At 62.0% G+C, this 12,805-nt stretch carries 14 protein-coding genes; 8 read left to right on the top strand and 6 right to left on the bottom strand.

The features are described 5' to 3' along the window. Positions 1-28: 28 nt before the first annotated feature. Positions 29-304, bottom strand: a complete 276-nt coding sequence (locus tag E9677_RS03180; protein ID WP_136556633.1) for a BON domain-containing protein — start codon at positions 302-304, stop codon at positions 29-31. A gap of 101 nt (positions 305-405) precedes the next feature. Between E9677_RS03180 and E9677_RS03175 the strand changes: the two genes are divergently transcribed. Then, complete coding sequence (locus E9677_RS03175) at positions 406-2,097, top strand: sensor histidine kinase (protein WP_136556632.1); 1,692 nt, start codon at positions 406-408, stop codon at positions 2,095-2,097. A gap of 101 nt (positions 2,098-2,198) precedes the next feature. Beyond that, on the top strand, positions 2,199-2,426 hold the full coding sequence (locus tag E9677_RS03170; RefSeq protein WP_136557173.1) for a hypothetical protein: 228 nt from the start codon (positions 2,199-2,201) through the stop codon (positions 2,424-2,426). A 202-nt stretch (positions 2,427-2,628) separates the two neighbouring features. On the opposite strand, the gene E9677_RS03165 is transcribed toward E9677_RS03170, so the two are convergent. Continuing rightward, a complete protein-coding gene (locus tag E9677_RS03165; protein WP_136556631.1) occupies positions 2,629-2,949 on the bottom strand; it encodes a hypothetical protein in 321 nt (106 codons plus the stop codon). A 99-nt stretch (positions 2,950-3,048) separates the two neighbouring features. Here E9677_RS03165 and E9677_RS03160 point away from each other — a divergent pair, with 99 nt between their 5' ends. Both E9677_RS03160 and E9677_RS03155 read left to right on the top strand, forming a co-directional pair. Then, the gene (locus tag E9677_RS03160; RefSeq protein WP_136556630.1) at positions 3,049-3,327 is read left to right on the top strand and encodes a hypothetical protein; all 279 of its coding nucleotides are present in this window, start codon (positions 3,049-3,051) and stop codon (positions 3,325-3,327) included. A 2-nt stretch (positions 3,328-3,329) separates the two neighbouring features. After that, the gene (locus tag E9677_RS03155; protein WP_136556629.1) at positions 3,330-3,518 is read left to right on the top strand and encodes a hypothetical protein; all 189 of its coding nucleotides are present in this window, start codon (positions 3,330-3,332) and stop codon (positions 3,516-3,518) included. Between the two features lie 85 nt (positions 3,519-3,603). Here E9677_RS03155 and glgA read toward each other — a convergent pair whose 3' ends face one another. Together glgA and E9677_RS03145 are read right to left on the bottom strand one after the other, a co-directional pair. After that, positions 3,604-5,055 (bottom strand): glycogen synthase GlgA, encoded by a 1,452-nt coding sequence (gene glgA, locus E9677_RS03150; RefSeq protein ID WP_168801138.1) that lies wholly within the window; start codon positions 5,053-5,055, stop codon positions 3,604-3,606. Between the two features lie 128 nt (positions 5,056-5,183). Further along, positions 5,184-5,447, bottom strand: a complete 264-nt coding sequence (locus E9677_RS03145; protein WP_136556627.1) for a DUF2934 domain-containing protein — start codon at positions 5,445-5,447, stop codon at positions 5,184-5,186. Between the two features lie 286 nt (positions 5,448-5,733). On the opposite strand from E9677_RS03145, the gene ku (E9677_RS03140) reads away from it, so the two are divergent. Continuing rightward, entirely contained in the window at positions 5,734-6,543 is an 810-nt protein-coding gene (gene ku, locus E9677_RS03140; RefSeq protein WP_136556626.1) for a non-homologous end joining protein Ku, read from the top strand. Positions 6,544-6,549: 6 nt separating this feature from the next. On the opposite strand, the gene ligD is transcribed toward ku (E9677_RS03140), so the two are convergent. Continuing rightward, positions 6,550-9,114 (bottom strand): DNA ligase D, encoded by a 2,565-nt coding sequence (gene ligD / locus E9677_RS03135; RefSeq protein ID WP_136556625.1) that lies wholly within the window; start codon positions 9,112-9,114, stop codon positions 6,550-6,552. Positions 9,115-9,116: 2 nt separating this feature from the next. After that, on the bottom strand, positions 9,117-9,959 hold the full coding sequence (gene ku, locus E9677_RS03130; RefSeq protein ID WP_136556624.1) for a non-homologous end joining protein Ku: 843 nt from the start codon (positions 9,957-9,959) through the stop codon (positions 9,117-9,119). Between the two features lie 414 nt (positions 9,960-10,373). On the opposite strand from ku (E9677_RS03130), the gene E9677_RS03125 reads away from it, so the two are divergent. The 3 genes from E9677_RS03125 to cheY1 all read left to right on the top strand — a co-directional run bounded on the left by E9677_RS03125 (position 10,374) and on the right by cheY1 (position 12,800). Continuing rightward, positions 10,374-12,002, top strand: coding sequence for a globin-coupled sensor protein (locus E9677_RS03125; RefSeq protein WP_136556623.1), 1,629 nt, complete (start codon positions 10,374-10,376; stop codon positions 12,000-12,002). Positions 12,003-12,138: 136 nt separating this feature from the next. Continuing rightward, a complete protein-coding gene (locus E9677_RS03120) occupies positions 12,139-12,438 on the top strand; it encodes an STAS domain-containing protein (protein ID WP_136556622.1) in 300 nt (99 codons plus the stop codon). Continuing rightward, a complete protein-coding gene (gene cheY1, locus E9677_RS03115; RefSeq protein WP_075641521.1) occupies positions 12,435-12,800 on the top strand; it encodes a chemotaxis response regulator CheY1 in 366 nt (121 codons plus the stop codon). The genes E9677_RS03120 and cheY1 overlap by 4 nt, the downstream gene beginning before the upstream one ends. Positions 12,801-12,805 lie beyond the last annotated feature (5 nt).

Raw genomic sequence — 12,805 nt, 5'->3', positions numbered from 1 at the left:
GGAAGGTGTCGATCCCGTCCCGGCGTGGTCAGGGCGCCTCATCGCTCCGAAGGCGGACTGTCACCTTCTCGACGCCCGCAACAGCAAGCACCACTTCGACGGCCCTATCCATTTCGCCGCGACTGCCGACGTCTCCGAACAGGAAGATCTCGCTGCCGCTGGCGACCACCTTCAGCATTTCCGCCCCGATGCCCTCGCTCGTAGCGAGCGCGTCGGCGACACGTTGCTCCAGCGATGCATCTACGGGGCTTTCGTCCGCAACGGCGGGCCTTTCTCCGTGAAATGTCTGTGGCTTGAAGATCATGGCAGCTTCCTCGTTCGGTACACTCTTCCTAACGCAGCCGCGGCCAAATGGTTCGACGACAAGATTGGCAGGCTGAACCTCCTTGGCGGGAGGGCTAGAGAGTGAGCCGCCTAGGTCGAATCTTTCTCGGGCTCTTTCCCACCGCTTCGATCGGTTCCTATCTCGCGACGATGGCGATCCTCGCGACCCTGCCACTGCTGGCCTTCGTCGTCTTTCTCCTGCTTCAGCTTGAGCGATCACAATTCCAGGCCCTGCGCGCGGATGCCGCCCAGGACGCGCAGACCATCAGCCGGGGCGTGGAGCGCAAGCTCGCGGACATGGAAACCACGCTGGCCCTGATCGCCAATTCGGTGGAATTGCAACAGGGAGATCTGAGTGCTTTCCACGCACGTGTTGCAGAGAGCCTGAAGGACAGTTCACTCTACGTCATCCTGGCGCGCCGGGACGGCATACAGGTTCTCAACACCCGCATGCCATGGGGCGCACCCCTTCGACCCATGGCCAATCCCGGTTCCGTGGTGTCCGCGCTTCGCTCGGGAAATGTCGAGCTGTCCGATGTCTTCCTGGGGGCGACCAGCCAGCGCTGGGTGGTCAATCTGACCATGCCGCTCGTCGAGCGGGGGCCTCAGGGGGCCGATGCCGCCGTCCTCACCCAGGATGCAGAGAGTTTCGTGGACCTCGCTTCCCGTGATTCACTGCCACCGGGCTGGACATCGGCCCTCCTCGACAACCAGGGCCGTATGGTCGTCTCCAATGGAGTTGACCATCAGCCTGCCGGCACGGCCATGGATCCGAGCTGGCTGGAGCTGATGTACGGCGCAAATGGCAGCGCTGTTTACTATAAGGATGGCCAGCAATATCTCATGGGCTACGCCAAGCTGCCGGACTGGCGGTGGCATGCGGTGGTCTGGGGGCCGGCCGACAGCCTCCAGGGATCCTTCGTGGATCTGTGGAAGAGCCTGCTGACCGGCAGCGTGGTCTTTCTCGCTTTGATCATGCTCGTGGTGTCTGTTGCGGCCCATCACCTGCGCTCGGCGATCCGCAAGATCGCATGCATGGCTGAACGCATTGGTGAGGGTGACATCGTCTCGCCGGAACGCACCAAGATCGTCGAAGCCAACCAGGTCGCGGTCGCCTTGTCCAACGCATCCTTCGACAGGGCGGAGGCGGAGGAGCGGATCCATTTCATCCTGCAGGAACTGGTTCACCGCACGAAGAACATCCTCTCGCTGGTCCAGGCCATGATGCGACAGCTCGCCCGCGGGACTGACGACGTGGAGGATTTTCAGCGCGCGGTGAGTGGACGTCTCGCGGGATTGGCTCAGTCGATCGAGGCGCTCGCCAAGCAGCAATGGGCCGGCATTGCGCTCTCCTCCCTGGTCGAGCTGCAACTCACCACCGTCACGGGTTCATTCGACCGCGTCTCTAAGCGCGGTCCGGAGCTTCTGGTGAATGCCAACGCTGTCCAAAATCTCGGCCTTGTCTTCCACGAGCTCGCCACCAACTCGGTCAAATACGGCGCCCTGTCTGTGCTGGAAGGGAGACTTCGGATCGAATGGCAGGTGCTGGAGCCGGAGGCCGAAGGCGATGAGCAGCGTCTGCGCCTCACCTGGACGGAACTTCATGGTCCACCGGTCACGGCCCCAACCCGGCGCGGCTTCGGCTCGACAGTCATCGAACGTCATGCTGCGAGTGCCTTTGCCGGTGAGGTCACTCTCGATTTCAACTCGAATGGCCTGCGCTGGACCCTGGTGGCCCCGCTTTCCTCCTTCACGGTCGGCACGGCCGACTAGAGCGATCCTGCAAGCGGGGGATCCGGTTTCCTGCTGCAAGCGCGTCGGAACTTTTATCCTTCCAGGCGGGTTCAGCCCGTTCCAGTCAAGGAGAACAAATGATGAGCGCTGCAGACCAGGACAAAGAGATAAACCGTATCCACAAGGACGCAGAAGGCCAATACGCCGGGACTCAGGCTGGCGGCGACAGCGACGGTGTCGTCAGCGCCAAGCCGACCGTGATTACAGGTTCAGAAGATGCCACCCTGCATAAGTGGCCGCCGGGGAAGAAGAACCCGCCAAAGGACTGGGACGCCAACTTCGACGTCCGTGACAAGTCAGGAGATTGAGGACAGTCTCAGAGCCTGCCGGACCCCATTCGAGCTCCACTTATCTGCGCAGGAACAGCGACCAGAGCGCGCGAACGCTCCCGCAACGGGAGGTCTGCGCGCCACGGCAGTGCGACCTGGGCATCGTCGGGCAGTCTGAGCTCTGCGCGCCCGGGCTTGCGCAGTCGAGAAAGCAATCCTCTTAGCAGTTTCCCAATCATCGTCATGTCCTCTCAGTCAGGGCTTGAGTGAAGCCATTTGGCTCGCCGAGGTCCGTTGCTGAACGTCGAAGCGCAGCGGCGCGCGCCTTCGCCGTGTCGAGGATCTCGCGGATCGCCTCGCCCTTTTCATGGCCTCGCCCGATCCCGGCGGAAGGTTCGGAACCCGGATCTTCGGAGCCGTCGCGCAGGAGCACTTCCTGTTCGAGATTGCGCAGCAGTTCCGGGACGCGGTCGGGTTGAACGAGTAACTCGCTCAAAAGAGAGACAAGGATTTCACGATGGGCGTTCAGCCGCGCCTCGAGTGTTTTGAGATCATGCTCCACCAACTGTCTCCTTCTGCGGACGAGCCTCTGAATGCGGAACATTGGCCGACGCCAAATGTTTCCTTGGAGAACGAATTCTTCTGTCGAAAGGAGTGGATCATGCCAAATTCGGTGCGTCCGCCACGCTGGCGTCCCCATCCCGATCCGCGAGATCGGCTGATCATCGCGCTCTTCGCCCAGTTGGAGGCGGAGCGTCAGACGCGGGAAACCCTGCGTTCGGCGATACGATCCGGAGCGATAGATCCCGCCGTGCTCGAGGCCATCGCGGACGATCCCGTTCCCGCCACCAGCGAAGACATCGCCACCCTGGAGCGTACCATCGCCATGCGTGAACGCGCCCAGTTGAGCGGCGAGCAGCAAGGAGATTACTGGAGATGACCATGCCAAGGACGATAGCGGTCGCGTCGATCGCGGCACTTTTGGCCGCCTGTGGCGACGGCAGCAATTCTGCGGGCACACAAGGGGAAAGCACGACCTCGGGCACTGTTCCGGCCACGGAGACCGATAGCGATCCGACACCACAAACTGGCACCGGTGGTTCAGGCCAGAGCAGGCCGAGTGGGGGCTGACCGAGACAGCCATATTAGAATGTGAAAAGGGCTCGGAGGTGATCCGGGCCCTTCTGTTTGACCAACATACGGTATGTGAACTCCCTCAGTGGGGCAGCTGGGCGCGTGCGTCCGTCAGGCGGCCATAGACCTCCGCATAGCTCTCGGCACTGCGGTCCCAGGAATAGTCGGCACGCATGGCCTGCAATTGCAGCCGTGCCCATTTGCGCTTGTCACCATATGCCTCAGCCGCCCGTCGGATCGCGTGGCGAAGTCCTTCCGGCCGCACCGGATGGAACTGGAAGCCGGTTGCTGCCCTTGCCGAAATCGCGGCATCATTGGCGTCGATGATCGTTTCCGACAGGCCGCCCGTGCGGGATACGACCGGCACGCAGCCATAGCGCAGACCATAGAGCTGCGTCAGGCCACAGGGCTCGAACCGCGACGGCTGGATGATGGCATCGGAACCGCCATGGATGAGATGCGCCGTCGGCTCGTTGAAGCCGATCGAGACGGCCATGCGTCCGGGGAACCGTGCGGCGGTGGCCTTGAGCGCATCCTCGATGTCGTGGTCGCCCTGGCCGTGCACGATCAGGCGCCCGCCCCAGTGGAAGATCTCGTCGGCGACCTCGGCCAGCATGTCCATGCCTTTTTGCCAGGTGATGCGCGTGACGGCCGAGAAGAGTGGCCCGTCTCCCGGTTCGAGATGAAAGCGCTCCAGCAGAAGGGCCTTGTTGTTCTTCTTGTTGCGCACGGTCTTGGCATCGTAGCGGAACGGCAGATATGGGTCCGTCGCCGGGTTCCAGATCTCCTTGTCGATCCCGTTGACGATGCCTTGCAGCCTATCCATGCGCGCGTTCAAGACACCGTCGAGCCCCATGCCGAATGTTGGCGACAGGATTTCCCGCGCATAGGTCGGACTGACCACCGTGATGTGATCGGCCGTTACCAGTCCGCCCTTGAGGTAGCTGATATCGCCGAAATACTCCATTTGATCGACGGAATAGACCTCTGGCGGCAGGCCGATATAGGGCAGCAGTGAGGCGGAATACTGCCCCTGGAAGGCAAGGTTGTGGATCGTGAGGACAACCGGAACAGCCGATCCCATCTGGCGCAGATAGACCGAGGTCAGTGCCGACTGCCAGTCATGGGTGTGAATCAGATCCGGCTGCCAGCCGGGAAGGGCACCCGCTGCAATCTCGGCGCCGGCCAGCGACAGAACGGCAAAACGTTTCCAGTTGTCGGCATGGTCGACGCCGTTTTCATCGACATAGGGGCCGCCCGGTCGGTCATAGAGAGCCGGCGCGTCGAGCACGAACAGGCTGAGGCCGTCGATTTCGAGATGCCGCAGCGTCGCCTTCTCACCGAGCAGGTCGTCGAATTCCATCAGTGGGGGATGCAGTCGCGCCAAGGCGAGGATCGAAGGATAACCCGGCACAAGGGTATGCGTCGCGATGCCATAGGTGGACAGCGCTTTCGGAAGTGCGCCGGTGACATCGGCGAGGCCGCCTGTCTTCACCAGCGGATAGATTTCGGAGGTGACCGCCAGCACATGCAAGGGAACGCGGGTTGGCGAGGGGCGCCTCGGTCGAAGCTCGTCCTCATCGCGATGATAGGCGTCGCGGACCCTCTGGATGAATTGGGCCCGGCCCAGGACGAGTGAAAGATCGACTCCAGCCATTTTGGTCACCCTTTCCGACTCCGCGTTGTCTTCCGGGTCGGCTGCACCGGTTCCTCGTTGATCACCAGCCCCTCTTCAGCGGCAGAGACCTGCGCCTGCGCAATGCGCCTGCCGGATTTCTCCGTCGTCTGGGTCGCGGCGGCCTGCAGTGTCTCCCAGTCGCTGAGTGCGGTCTGCCAATGGGCATCGTCCCGTCCATGCGGGCGACCTTCCTCTTCCCACAGCGAGTAAGCCCGCCGGGCAATCCAGTCATAGTCTCGTTCAGACATGGCAAATCTCCGTCGTCGCCGCTTGCCCGTCCCAAACACCATCGATCATCGGCCGAGCGCGGTCTCGTCGCACCCGCCGCTCCCGGTCAGATCAGTCGGTGATACCCCATATCACCGGCTAATCCCCCGGCTCGTTATTCGAGGGGAACTGGCATGAGATGAACGCCAGGAAGGGCAAACGGTTCCCGCTGCAACCGCCGAAATGAGCATGCTTCGGAACCGTTCCGTCCGACTGACGTTTTCCGGGGCAGACTCGCAGGCAATTCGAGCCGCACGGGAGAGGCACATGGCCCAGCGCGCCTTCTGGAAAGGCTATCTGAAACTGTCACTCGTCACCTGTCGTGTGGCGATGACACCGGCCGTGACCGAAAGCGCCAAGCTCCGTTTCCACAACATCAACCGCAAGACAGGCAACCGCGTTGTCAGCCAATATGTCGATGCCGAAACCGGCAAGCCGGTCGACGACGAGGATCAGGTCAAGGGCTATGAGCGCGCTGAGGATGACTACGTGCTCTTCGAAGACGAGGAACTGGAGGATGTCGCGCTGGAAAGCACGCGCACCATCGACATCGAAAGCTTCGTGCCGCGCAATTCCATCGGCTGGATCTGGTATGACAGCCCACACTATCTCGCCCCCGCGGACAAGGTGAGCGAGGAAGCATTCGCCGTCATCCGCGAGGCCATGCGCAAGACCGATACGGGCGGCATAGCCCGCCTCGTGCTCTATCGCCGCGAACATGCCGTGCTGCTGGTGCCCCGGGATGAGGGCATGGTTGTCTGGACGCTCCGCTATGGCGATGAAGTCCGCGATCCAGAGCCCTTCTTCGACAAGACGGGACAATCACGAGCGGAGAGCGGCGCCAAGACAATGATGAAGAAACTCGTCGAGGCGCGCCTGCGTCCTTGGAAGCCGAAGCTGGTGCGGGATCCGGTCGAGGAGCGTCTGCACGAGATCATCGACAACCGCACGAAGAAGCCGAAGCGTGCGAAACCGAAAAAGTCGTCCGAGCCCGAGCGCAAGGACAATGTCATCGACATCATGGAAGCCCTGCGCCGCAGCCTCGCCTCCGAGAAGAAGTCGGCCAAGCGCGAATAGGCCCGCTCAGCGCGCCTTTTTAGTCTTCGTTTTGGCAGTAAGTGGCACTTCCGCCTTGCGGAAATCCTCCCACGGATCACTGTCGAGCGCGGCGAACCGGGCGGGCACGTTTTCGACGGTGAAATGGTTCGGGCCGATCGCGGGGCCGAGTTCATCGAATGAAAGCGGCATCGAGACGGGTGCTCCGGCCCGCGCACGGGTGGAATAGGGAGCGACCGCCGTGGCGCCTCTGCCATTGCGCAGATAGTCGATCAGGATCTTGCCCTTGCGCTTTGCCTTACTGACCGTCGACACATAGTCTCCAGGGCTGTCCACGCTCATGCCGTCCGCCAGCGCCTTCATCGCCGCCTTCACCTCCGGCCATTGGGCCTTGGGTTTCAGCGGCGCGACCACATGCAGACCCTTGCCGCCGGATGTTTTGACGAAGCCGGTGAGGCCAAGCGCGGTGAAGCGCTCGCGCACTTCGAAGGCTGCTGCGATCACACGCTCCCAGGAAACATCGGGACCGGGGTCGAGATCGATATTGACCATGTCGGGTCGCTCCAGATCGCCGGCCCGCGAGCCCCAGGGGTGGATTTCGAGGGCCGCGCCCTGCACGAGAGACAGCAGTCCGTCGAGATCACGGATGCCGACATGCCCTTCGTCGTCCTTCGGGTCGCGGATCGTGACAATGTCCTTGCGCATGCCGCGCCAGCCGTGTTTCTGGAAAAAGCAGGTTTTTTCATGCCCTTCGGGGCATCGCAAGAGGGCGAGGGGGCGATCGACGATGAAGGGGGCGATCCGCGGCCAAACCAGTGCATAGTAATCCGCCAACCCCTCCTTCGTGACCCCGGCTTCCGGCCAGTAGAGGCGATCCGGATGGGTCAATGTGACCCGCCGGCGAGCTGCCTCTGCCGCCTCGCTGGCCGCGGGCTTCGTCTTCGCATCCGCCTTTTTCCGCGATGGTAGCTGTTCTGCCGGAGCCTCCAGCACCACATCCCGCGCCTGCTTGTCTTCCCTGAGACCCCGGAAGGAGGCGTGACGCAGATGGGCATCACCCGTCCAGCCGCGAAACTCGATCTCGGCGACGATTTCCGGCTCGACGAAGACGGCATCCTTGCGTTCAGTACTCGTCAGCTTGTCGCGGAAAGGGCTCCTGTCTCGCACCAGAGGCTGCAGCCGGTCAAAGACCTGCCGCGCCAGTTTCTGCGTATAGCCCGTGCCCACACGCCCGACATGCCGCAGGCCATCGGTCTCGTTCACCCCCATGATCAGCGAACCGATCGCTTTGTCGGAGACGGACGAGGGCACATAGCCGCCAATCACCAGTTCCTGCCGCGCCGTGCACTTGGACTTGACCCAATCGCGGCCACGTCCCGGCCGGTAAGGCGCGTTGGCAACCTTCGAAATCACGCCCTCCAGGCTGAGCCGGCACGCATGTTTGAGAACGAGGTCGCCGCTCTCGTCGAAATGGGCCGAATACTTCAACGCAGGATCGGCACCGCCGATCAGCTCTTCCAGCAATCCCTTGCGATCACGCAGGGCGACACCGGTCAGATCTTGTCCGTCGAGATGCATCAGGTCGAAGACGTAATAGGTGAAACGATCGGAACGTCCTTCGCTGAGGTCCTGCTGCAGGAGCGAGAAATCGCTGCTGCCATTGCCGCTTTCGACGACGATCTCCCCGTCCAGCAACGCGGCCTGCACCGGAAGCGCCTTCAGCGCTGAAGGCAGACGGTCGCCGAAGCGGTCGGTCCAGTCGAGACCGGTGCGGGTGAGTAGTTTGACCTCGCCGTTTTCGATGCGGGCCTGGATGCGATAGCCGTCCAGCTTGATCTCGTGCAGCCAGCGCTCGCCCTTCGGCACGGTCTTCACCAGCGACGCGAGCGCCGGCGGCACGAAGTCCGGAATTTCCCCGGATTTGGCGCTTTTCGGCATGCGATCGCCTTTGGCGGCGCGGCGGCTCGTGGCAGTGTTCTCCGCCTTCTTGGTATTCCTCTTGCGGGAGTTCCAGACGGCGGCCTTCTGATCGCCCTTCAGGCTTTCGACGGAGCGCCCGCTCTTAACCGAAAGCGGCATCTCCTCCACGATATCGGGATCTTCGGCTTTGCGGGCCGCCTCGTCCTCGCCCTTTATCAGCAGCCAGTTTTCCCGCGTCTCGCCCTCCTTGCTCGCCATGCGCACGAGATGCCAATGGCCGCCAAGCTTCTCGCCCTGCAGGGAGAATTCCAGATGGCCCTTCTTGTAGCCCTTCTTTGCATCATGAACCGGCTCCCAGGTGCCACGGTCCCACACGATCACCTCGCCGGATCCGTATTGGCCGGGCGGGATAACCCCTTCGAAATCACCATAGGTGAGCGGATGGTCCTCGACGTGAACCGCCAGACGCTTGTTGTCGGGCACGAGGCTCGGGCCTCGCGTGACGGCCCAGCTCTTCAGCACGCCGTCCATTTCGAGCCTGAGATCGTAGTGGAGCCGTCTAGCCGCGTGTTTCTGGATGACGAAGCTGTTGCCGGTGGCTTTCGCCTTGGCGGCTTTCGGCTCCGGCGTCGTCTTGAAGTCTCTCTTGCGGCGATATTCGGCGAGCGACATGATCAGCCCGCCTTCTTCTGACGCGTCGCACCGCTCGACTGTGTCTTGCCTTTCGGCTTCTGCTTTGCCGCGTCATTGCCTGCACTCTTGCGCAGCGCGTCGAGAAGGCTGGTGACGTTCTCTGCCTTCCGCTTCGGCAGTTTTTTCGGCTTGCGTCCGGCAATCTTGGCTTTAACAAGTTCTGTTAGAGCCGATTCGTAGCGATCCTCGTATTGACCAGGATCGAACTCGCCCATCTTGGTGCCGATGATGTGCTGGGCAAGATCCAGCATTTCCGTCTCGATCTTGACCTTCGAAATGCCCTCGAAGCTCTCGGCCGGATCGCGAACTTCATAATCATAGTTGAGCGTGGTCGCGATCAGGCCCTCACCCTGCGGTCGGATCAGAACGCTGCGCACCCGCCGAAACAACACGGTTCGCGCGATTGCCGCCACGTTTTGAGCCTCCATCGTCTCGCGGATCAGATCATAGGCTTCCACGGATTGGCGGTCGGCTGGCGCGAGAAAATACGGGCGTTCGAGATACAGGGTGTCGATCTCGTCACAGGCGACAAACGTCGCAAGTTCCAATCGCTTGTCGCTTTCCGGCACAGCCTCGCGGATCTCGTCGGGCTCCAGGATCACTGTCTGCCCCTCCGATGTATCATAGCCTTTCACCAAGTCGTCCTTGCCGACCGGGCGGCCGGTATCGGCATCCGCATATTCGCGCCGGACACGGTTCCCGGTGTCCCGGTTGATGATATGAAATGCCGTTCGTTCAGAGGCATTCACGGCGGAATACAGTGCCACGGCGCAGCCGAGGTCGCCGATCGACAGATGGCCTTTCCAGATTGCCCGTGCACTCACGCTGAACTCCTGTCGCTTTCGGGCGCAACGAGGAGGGCATCGCCTTTGTTCCGCGGGGGGCGCAAGGCCCGCAAACGGAAAACATACAACAAATCTCTCATATTAGAGATTGTGGGTTGATGGCGAGAATTCATTAACCTTCAAGCAAGGAATTAACCATAAAGATTGATGGACACGTCGGAGTGGGACTCGGCAGTAGAGTTTCCTTCGGGCATGACGCCATCCCGTCGTACCGGTTCTGGTCCGGTCTGTATTTCTCATGGAAGAAGTTCGGTGAACCGGCAGACCATGATGCGGACGGCAGTGGGATCGCAAACCTGCGTGCTTTCACCCGCATTCCTGACTGCAGGACCCGACAAGCAGAAGGTCCGCCCTTGATGGGTGGCCAGTGCGGGACGAATGACGGGTCAGGGCATGTCCACGGAGCGAGCGACAGGATCACAGGCAGGCAGCCTGCGCGACCGGTTGCGTTTTGCCGGGCTCGACGAGGCTCAGTGTGAACTCCTGCGTCAGAACCGCCATATCCTGTCACAGCCGCTCAAGTCAGCACTGCGGGACCTCTTCCAGCGCCTGCAGACATCGCCGGACGCGGCCCGCGCTTTCACCAGCGAGCGCCAGTACGACCGGCTCCACGATCTTCTCTCGTCCCATTGGGACGTCCTCACCGATGCCCGCTTCGATGCGCTCTACGCCGAGCGGGTAAAGGTGCTCTCCGACAGCGAAAGCCGCATGGGCCTCGACCCGCGCTGGCATGTTGCCGGCCATGCGGTGGTTCTTGAACATCTGGTCACCTCGGCGCTCACCGAAAACACCGGCTCCGGGCTGCTGCCATCGAGCCGACGGCGTCAGCGCGAAGTCACCGATCTCGTCGCGGCCCTGGTCCGTCTGGTCATGGTCGATGTCGAGATCGCCGTGTCCCTGCGGTTTAACGAACTGCGCCTCAAACATCACCGCGACCTTGCCGCCCAACGCGAACACGACCGAGCCGAATTCGAGGATATCTTCCGTCCCGTCGTCGATGGCCTGGCATCGGGCGATCTGACGGTGCGCACCGCAGCCGACGTCCCGGAAGCCTATGCAGACCTTGCTGGTCGCATGAACGAGGCGCTCGAACATTTGCAGACGGCTTTTCTCTCCTCCGAGGAGAAGCTTGCATTTGTCCGCGAGGCGACCGGCCGCATGGCCGAGACGGCCCGCGGCTATGCCGGACGGGCTGAGGGCCAATCCGGTGCGCTGGACGAAACCAGCCGTGCCCTCCAGGACCTGACCACGAGCGTCCGCGAAAGTGCCGGTCAGTCCAGGCGTGCCGAAGCGACCGTCGCTGCGACCCGCGGCTCGGTCGAAGCGAGCGGTCATGTCGTCGGTCAGGCGATCTCGGCCATGGCCGACATCGAGGCCTCGGCCGAACAGATCGGCCACATCATCGGTGCGATCGACGAGATCGCCTTCCAGACCAATCTCCTCGCGCTGAACGCGGGCATCGAAGCGGCCCGTGCCGGCGATAGCGGTCGCGGTTTCGCCGTCGTTGCCCAGGAAGTCCGCGCGCTCGCCCAGAGGTCGGCCGATGCCGCCCGTGAGATCAAGACACTTGTTGCCACCACGAAGAACCAGGTCTCGGCCGGCGTCGACATGGTAGCGAAGACCCAGGGCGCCATCGCCGACATCGTCTTGCAGGTAGGCGACATCAGCGGCACGGTCTCCGATATCGCCGCCCGAACCGACCGCCAGGCGAGCGAACTCGCGGGCATTGCGGGAACGGTTGCCGATCTCGGCTCGGACATCGGCAACACCGCTGTCATCGCCCGTCAATCGAGTGAAGGCACGGATGATCTGCACAAGGTCATTCTTGAGCTCGGTGCGACCATTCGCGAATTCCATATCGAGCGCCAGACGCGCGCGCCAAAGGCGCCAGCCGGGCGTGTTCAACTGTCGACCCATCGGGAGCAGGGGACGCCGGGACCGGCCGCCCCGATGACCGATCTATCTGACGACGCCGACCTCGATTTCGGCTTCACGGCCCACATCGCGGGGCTCGTCGGATGAGGGGATTGTTTACCACCATACGCTACACAGGAAAGCTAAGGGCGGGAATTTCGGCACTCTTTCCGGGGGAATGGTTCTCCCGGGCTCCGCGTCGGAGTCTGGTTGCCGCAGCCTTCGGGACACAAGGAAAGATATGATGGCAAGTAAGAAAGGCGAGCAGAAGGCCCTGAAGCTGGCCGCGGTCTTGGACCTCAACGAGGCTTCCAATCTCAAGGCCAATATTCTCTCGATGCGTGGTGCTCCTCTGACGATCGATGCTTCGGGCGTCGAGCGTGTCGGCGCACAGTGTGTGCAGGTCCTGATGGCGGCAGCCAAGGCCTGGGAAGTCGACAAGCATCCCTTCTCGTATGGAAAAGCCTCCGAGGCGTTCCTCAAAACCCTTCAATTGATTGGCGTGAACATCGACCATCTGCTCGCTAAGGAGATCCGGCAATGAAGAAAAAAGTGCTCACCGTGGATGACTCCAGAACCATTCGAAACATGCTTCTGGTCACCCTCAACAATGCTGGTTTCGAGACCATTCAGGCCGAAGACGGCATCGAGGGCCTGGAAGTGCTCGAGGAATGCAATCCAGACGTCATCGTGACCGACATCAACATGCCGCGTCTCGACGGCTTCGGCTTCATCGAGGGCGTTCGTCGGAACGAAAAATACCGTGCGGTCCCGATCCTGGTTCTGACCACGGAAAGCGATGCCGAAAAGAAGAACCGCGCCCGCCAGGCTGGCGCGACCGGATGGATCGTCAAGCCGTTCGATCCGACCAAGCTGATCGATGCCATCGAGCGTGTAACCGCCTAAGCCAG

The sequence above is a fragment of the Peteryoungia rhizophila genome (genome assembly GCF_004912145.1).
Lineage (GTDB): Bacteria > Pseudomonadota > Alphaproteobacteria > Rhizobiales > Rhizobiaceae > Allorhizobium > Allorhizobium rhizophilum.
Note: the sequence above shows the minus strand (reverse complement) of the source record. Positions and strands in the feature narration are given on the sequence as shown.

Coding starts and splice junctions, on each gene's coding strand:
- ku (WP_136556626.1), top strand. CDS start 5,734: ATGGCCCAGCGCGCCTTCTGGAAAGGCTATCTGAAACTGTCACTCGTC.
- ligD (WP_136556625.1), bottom strand. CDS start 9,114: ATGTCGCTCGCCGAATATCGCCGCAAGAGAGACTTCAAGACGACGCCG.
- E9677_RS03160 (WP_136556630.1), top strand. CDS start 3,049: ATGCCAAATTCGGTGCGTCCGCCACGCTGGCGTCCCCATCCCGATCCG.
- E9677_RS03155 (WP_136556629.1), top strand. CDS start 3,330: ATGCCAAGGACGATAGCGGTCGCGTCGATCGCGGCACTTTTGGCCGCC.
- E9677_RS03125 (WP_136556623.1), top strand. CDS start 10,374: ATGTCCACGGAGCGAGCGACAGGATCACAGGCAGGCAGCCTGCGCGAC.
- E9677_RS03180 (WP_136556633.1), bottom strand. CDS start 304: ATGATCTTCAAGCCACAGACATTTCACGGAGAAAGGCCCGCCGTTGCG.
- E9677_RS03145 (WP_136556627.1), bottom strand. CDS start 5,447: ATGTCTGAACGAGACTATGACTGGATTGCCCGGCGGGCTTACTCGCTG.
- E9677_RS03170 (WP_136557173.1), top strand. CDS start 2,199: ATGAGCGCTGCAGACCAGGACAAAGAGATAAACCGTATCCACAAGGAC.
- cheY1 (WP_075641521.1), top strand. CDS start 12,435: ATGAAGAAAAAAGTGCTCACCGTGGATGACTCCAGAACCATTCGAAAC.
- E9677_RS03120 (WP_136556622.1), top strand. CDS start 12,139: ATGGCAAGTAAGAAAGGCGAGCAGAAGGCCCTGAAGCTGGCCGCGGTC.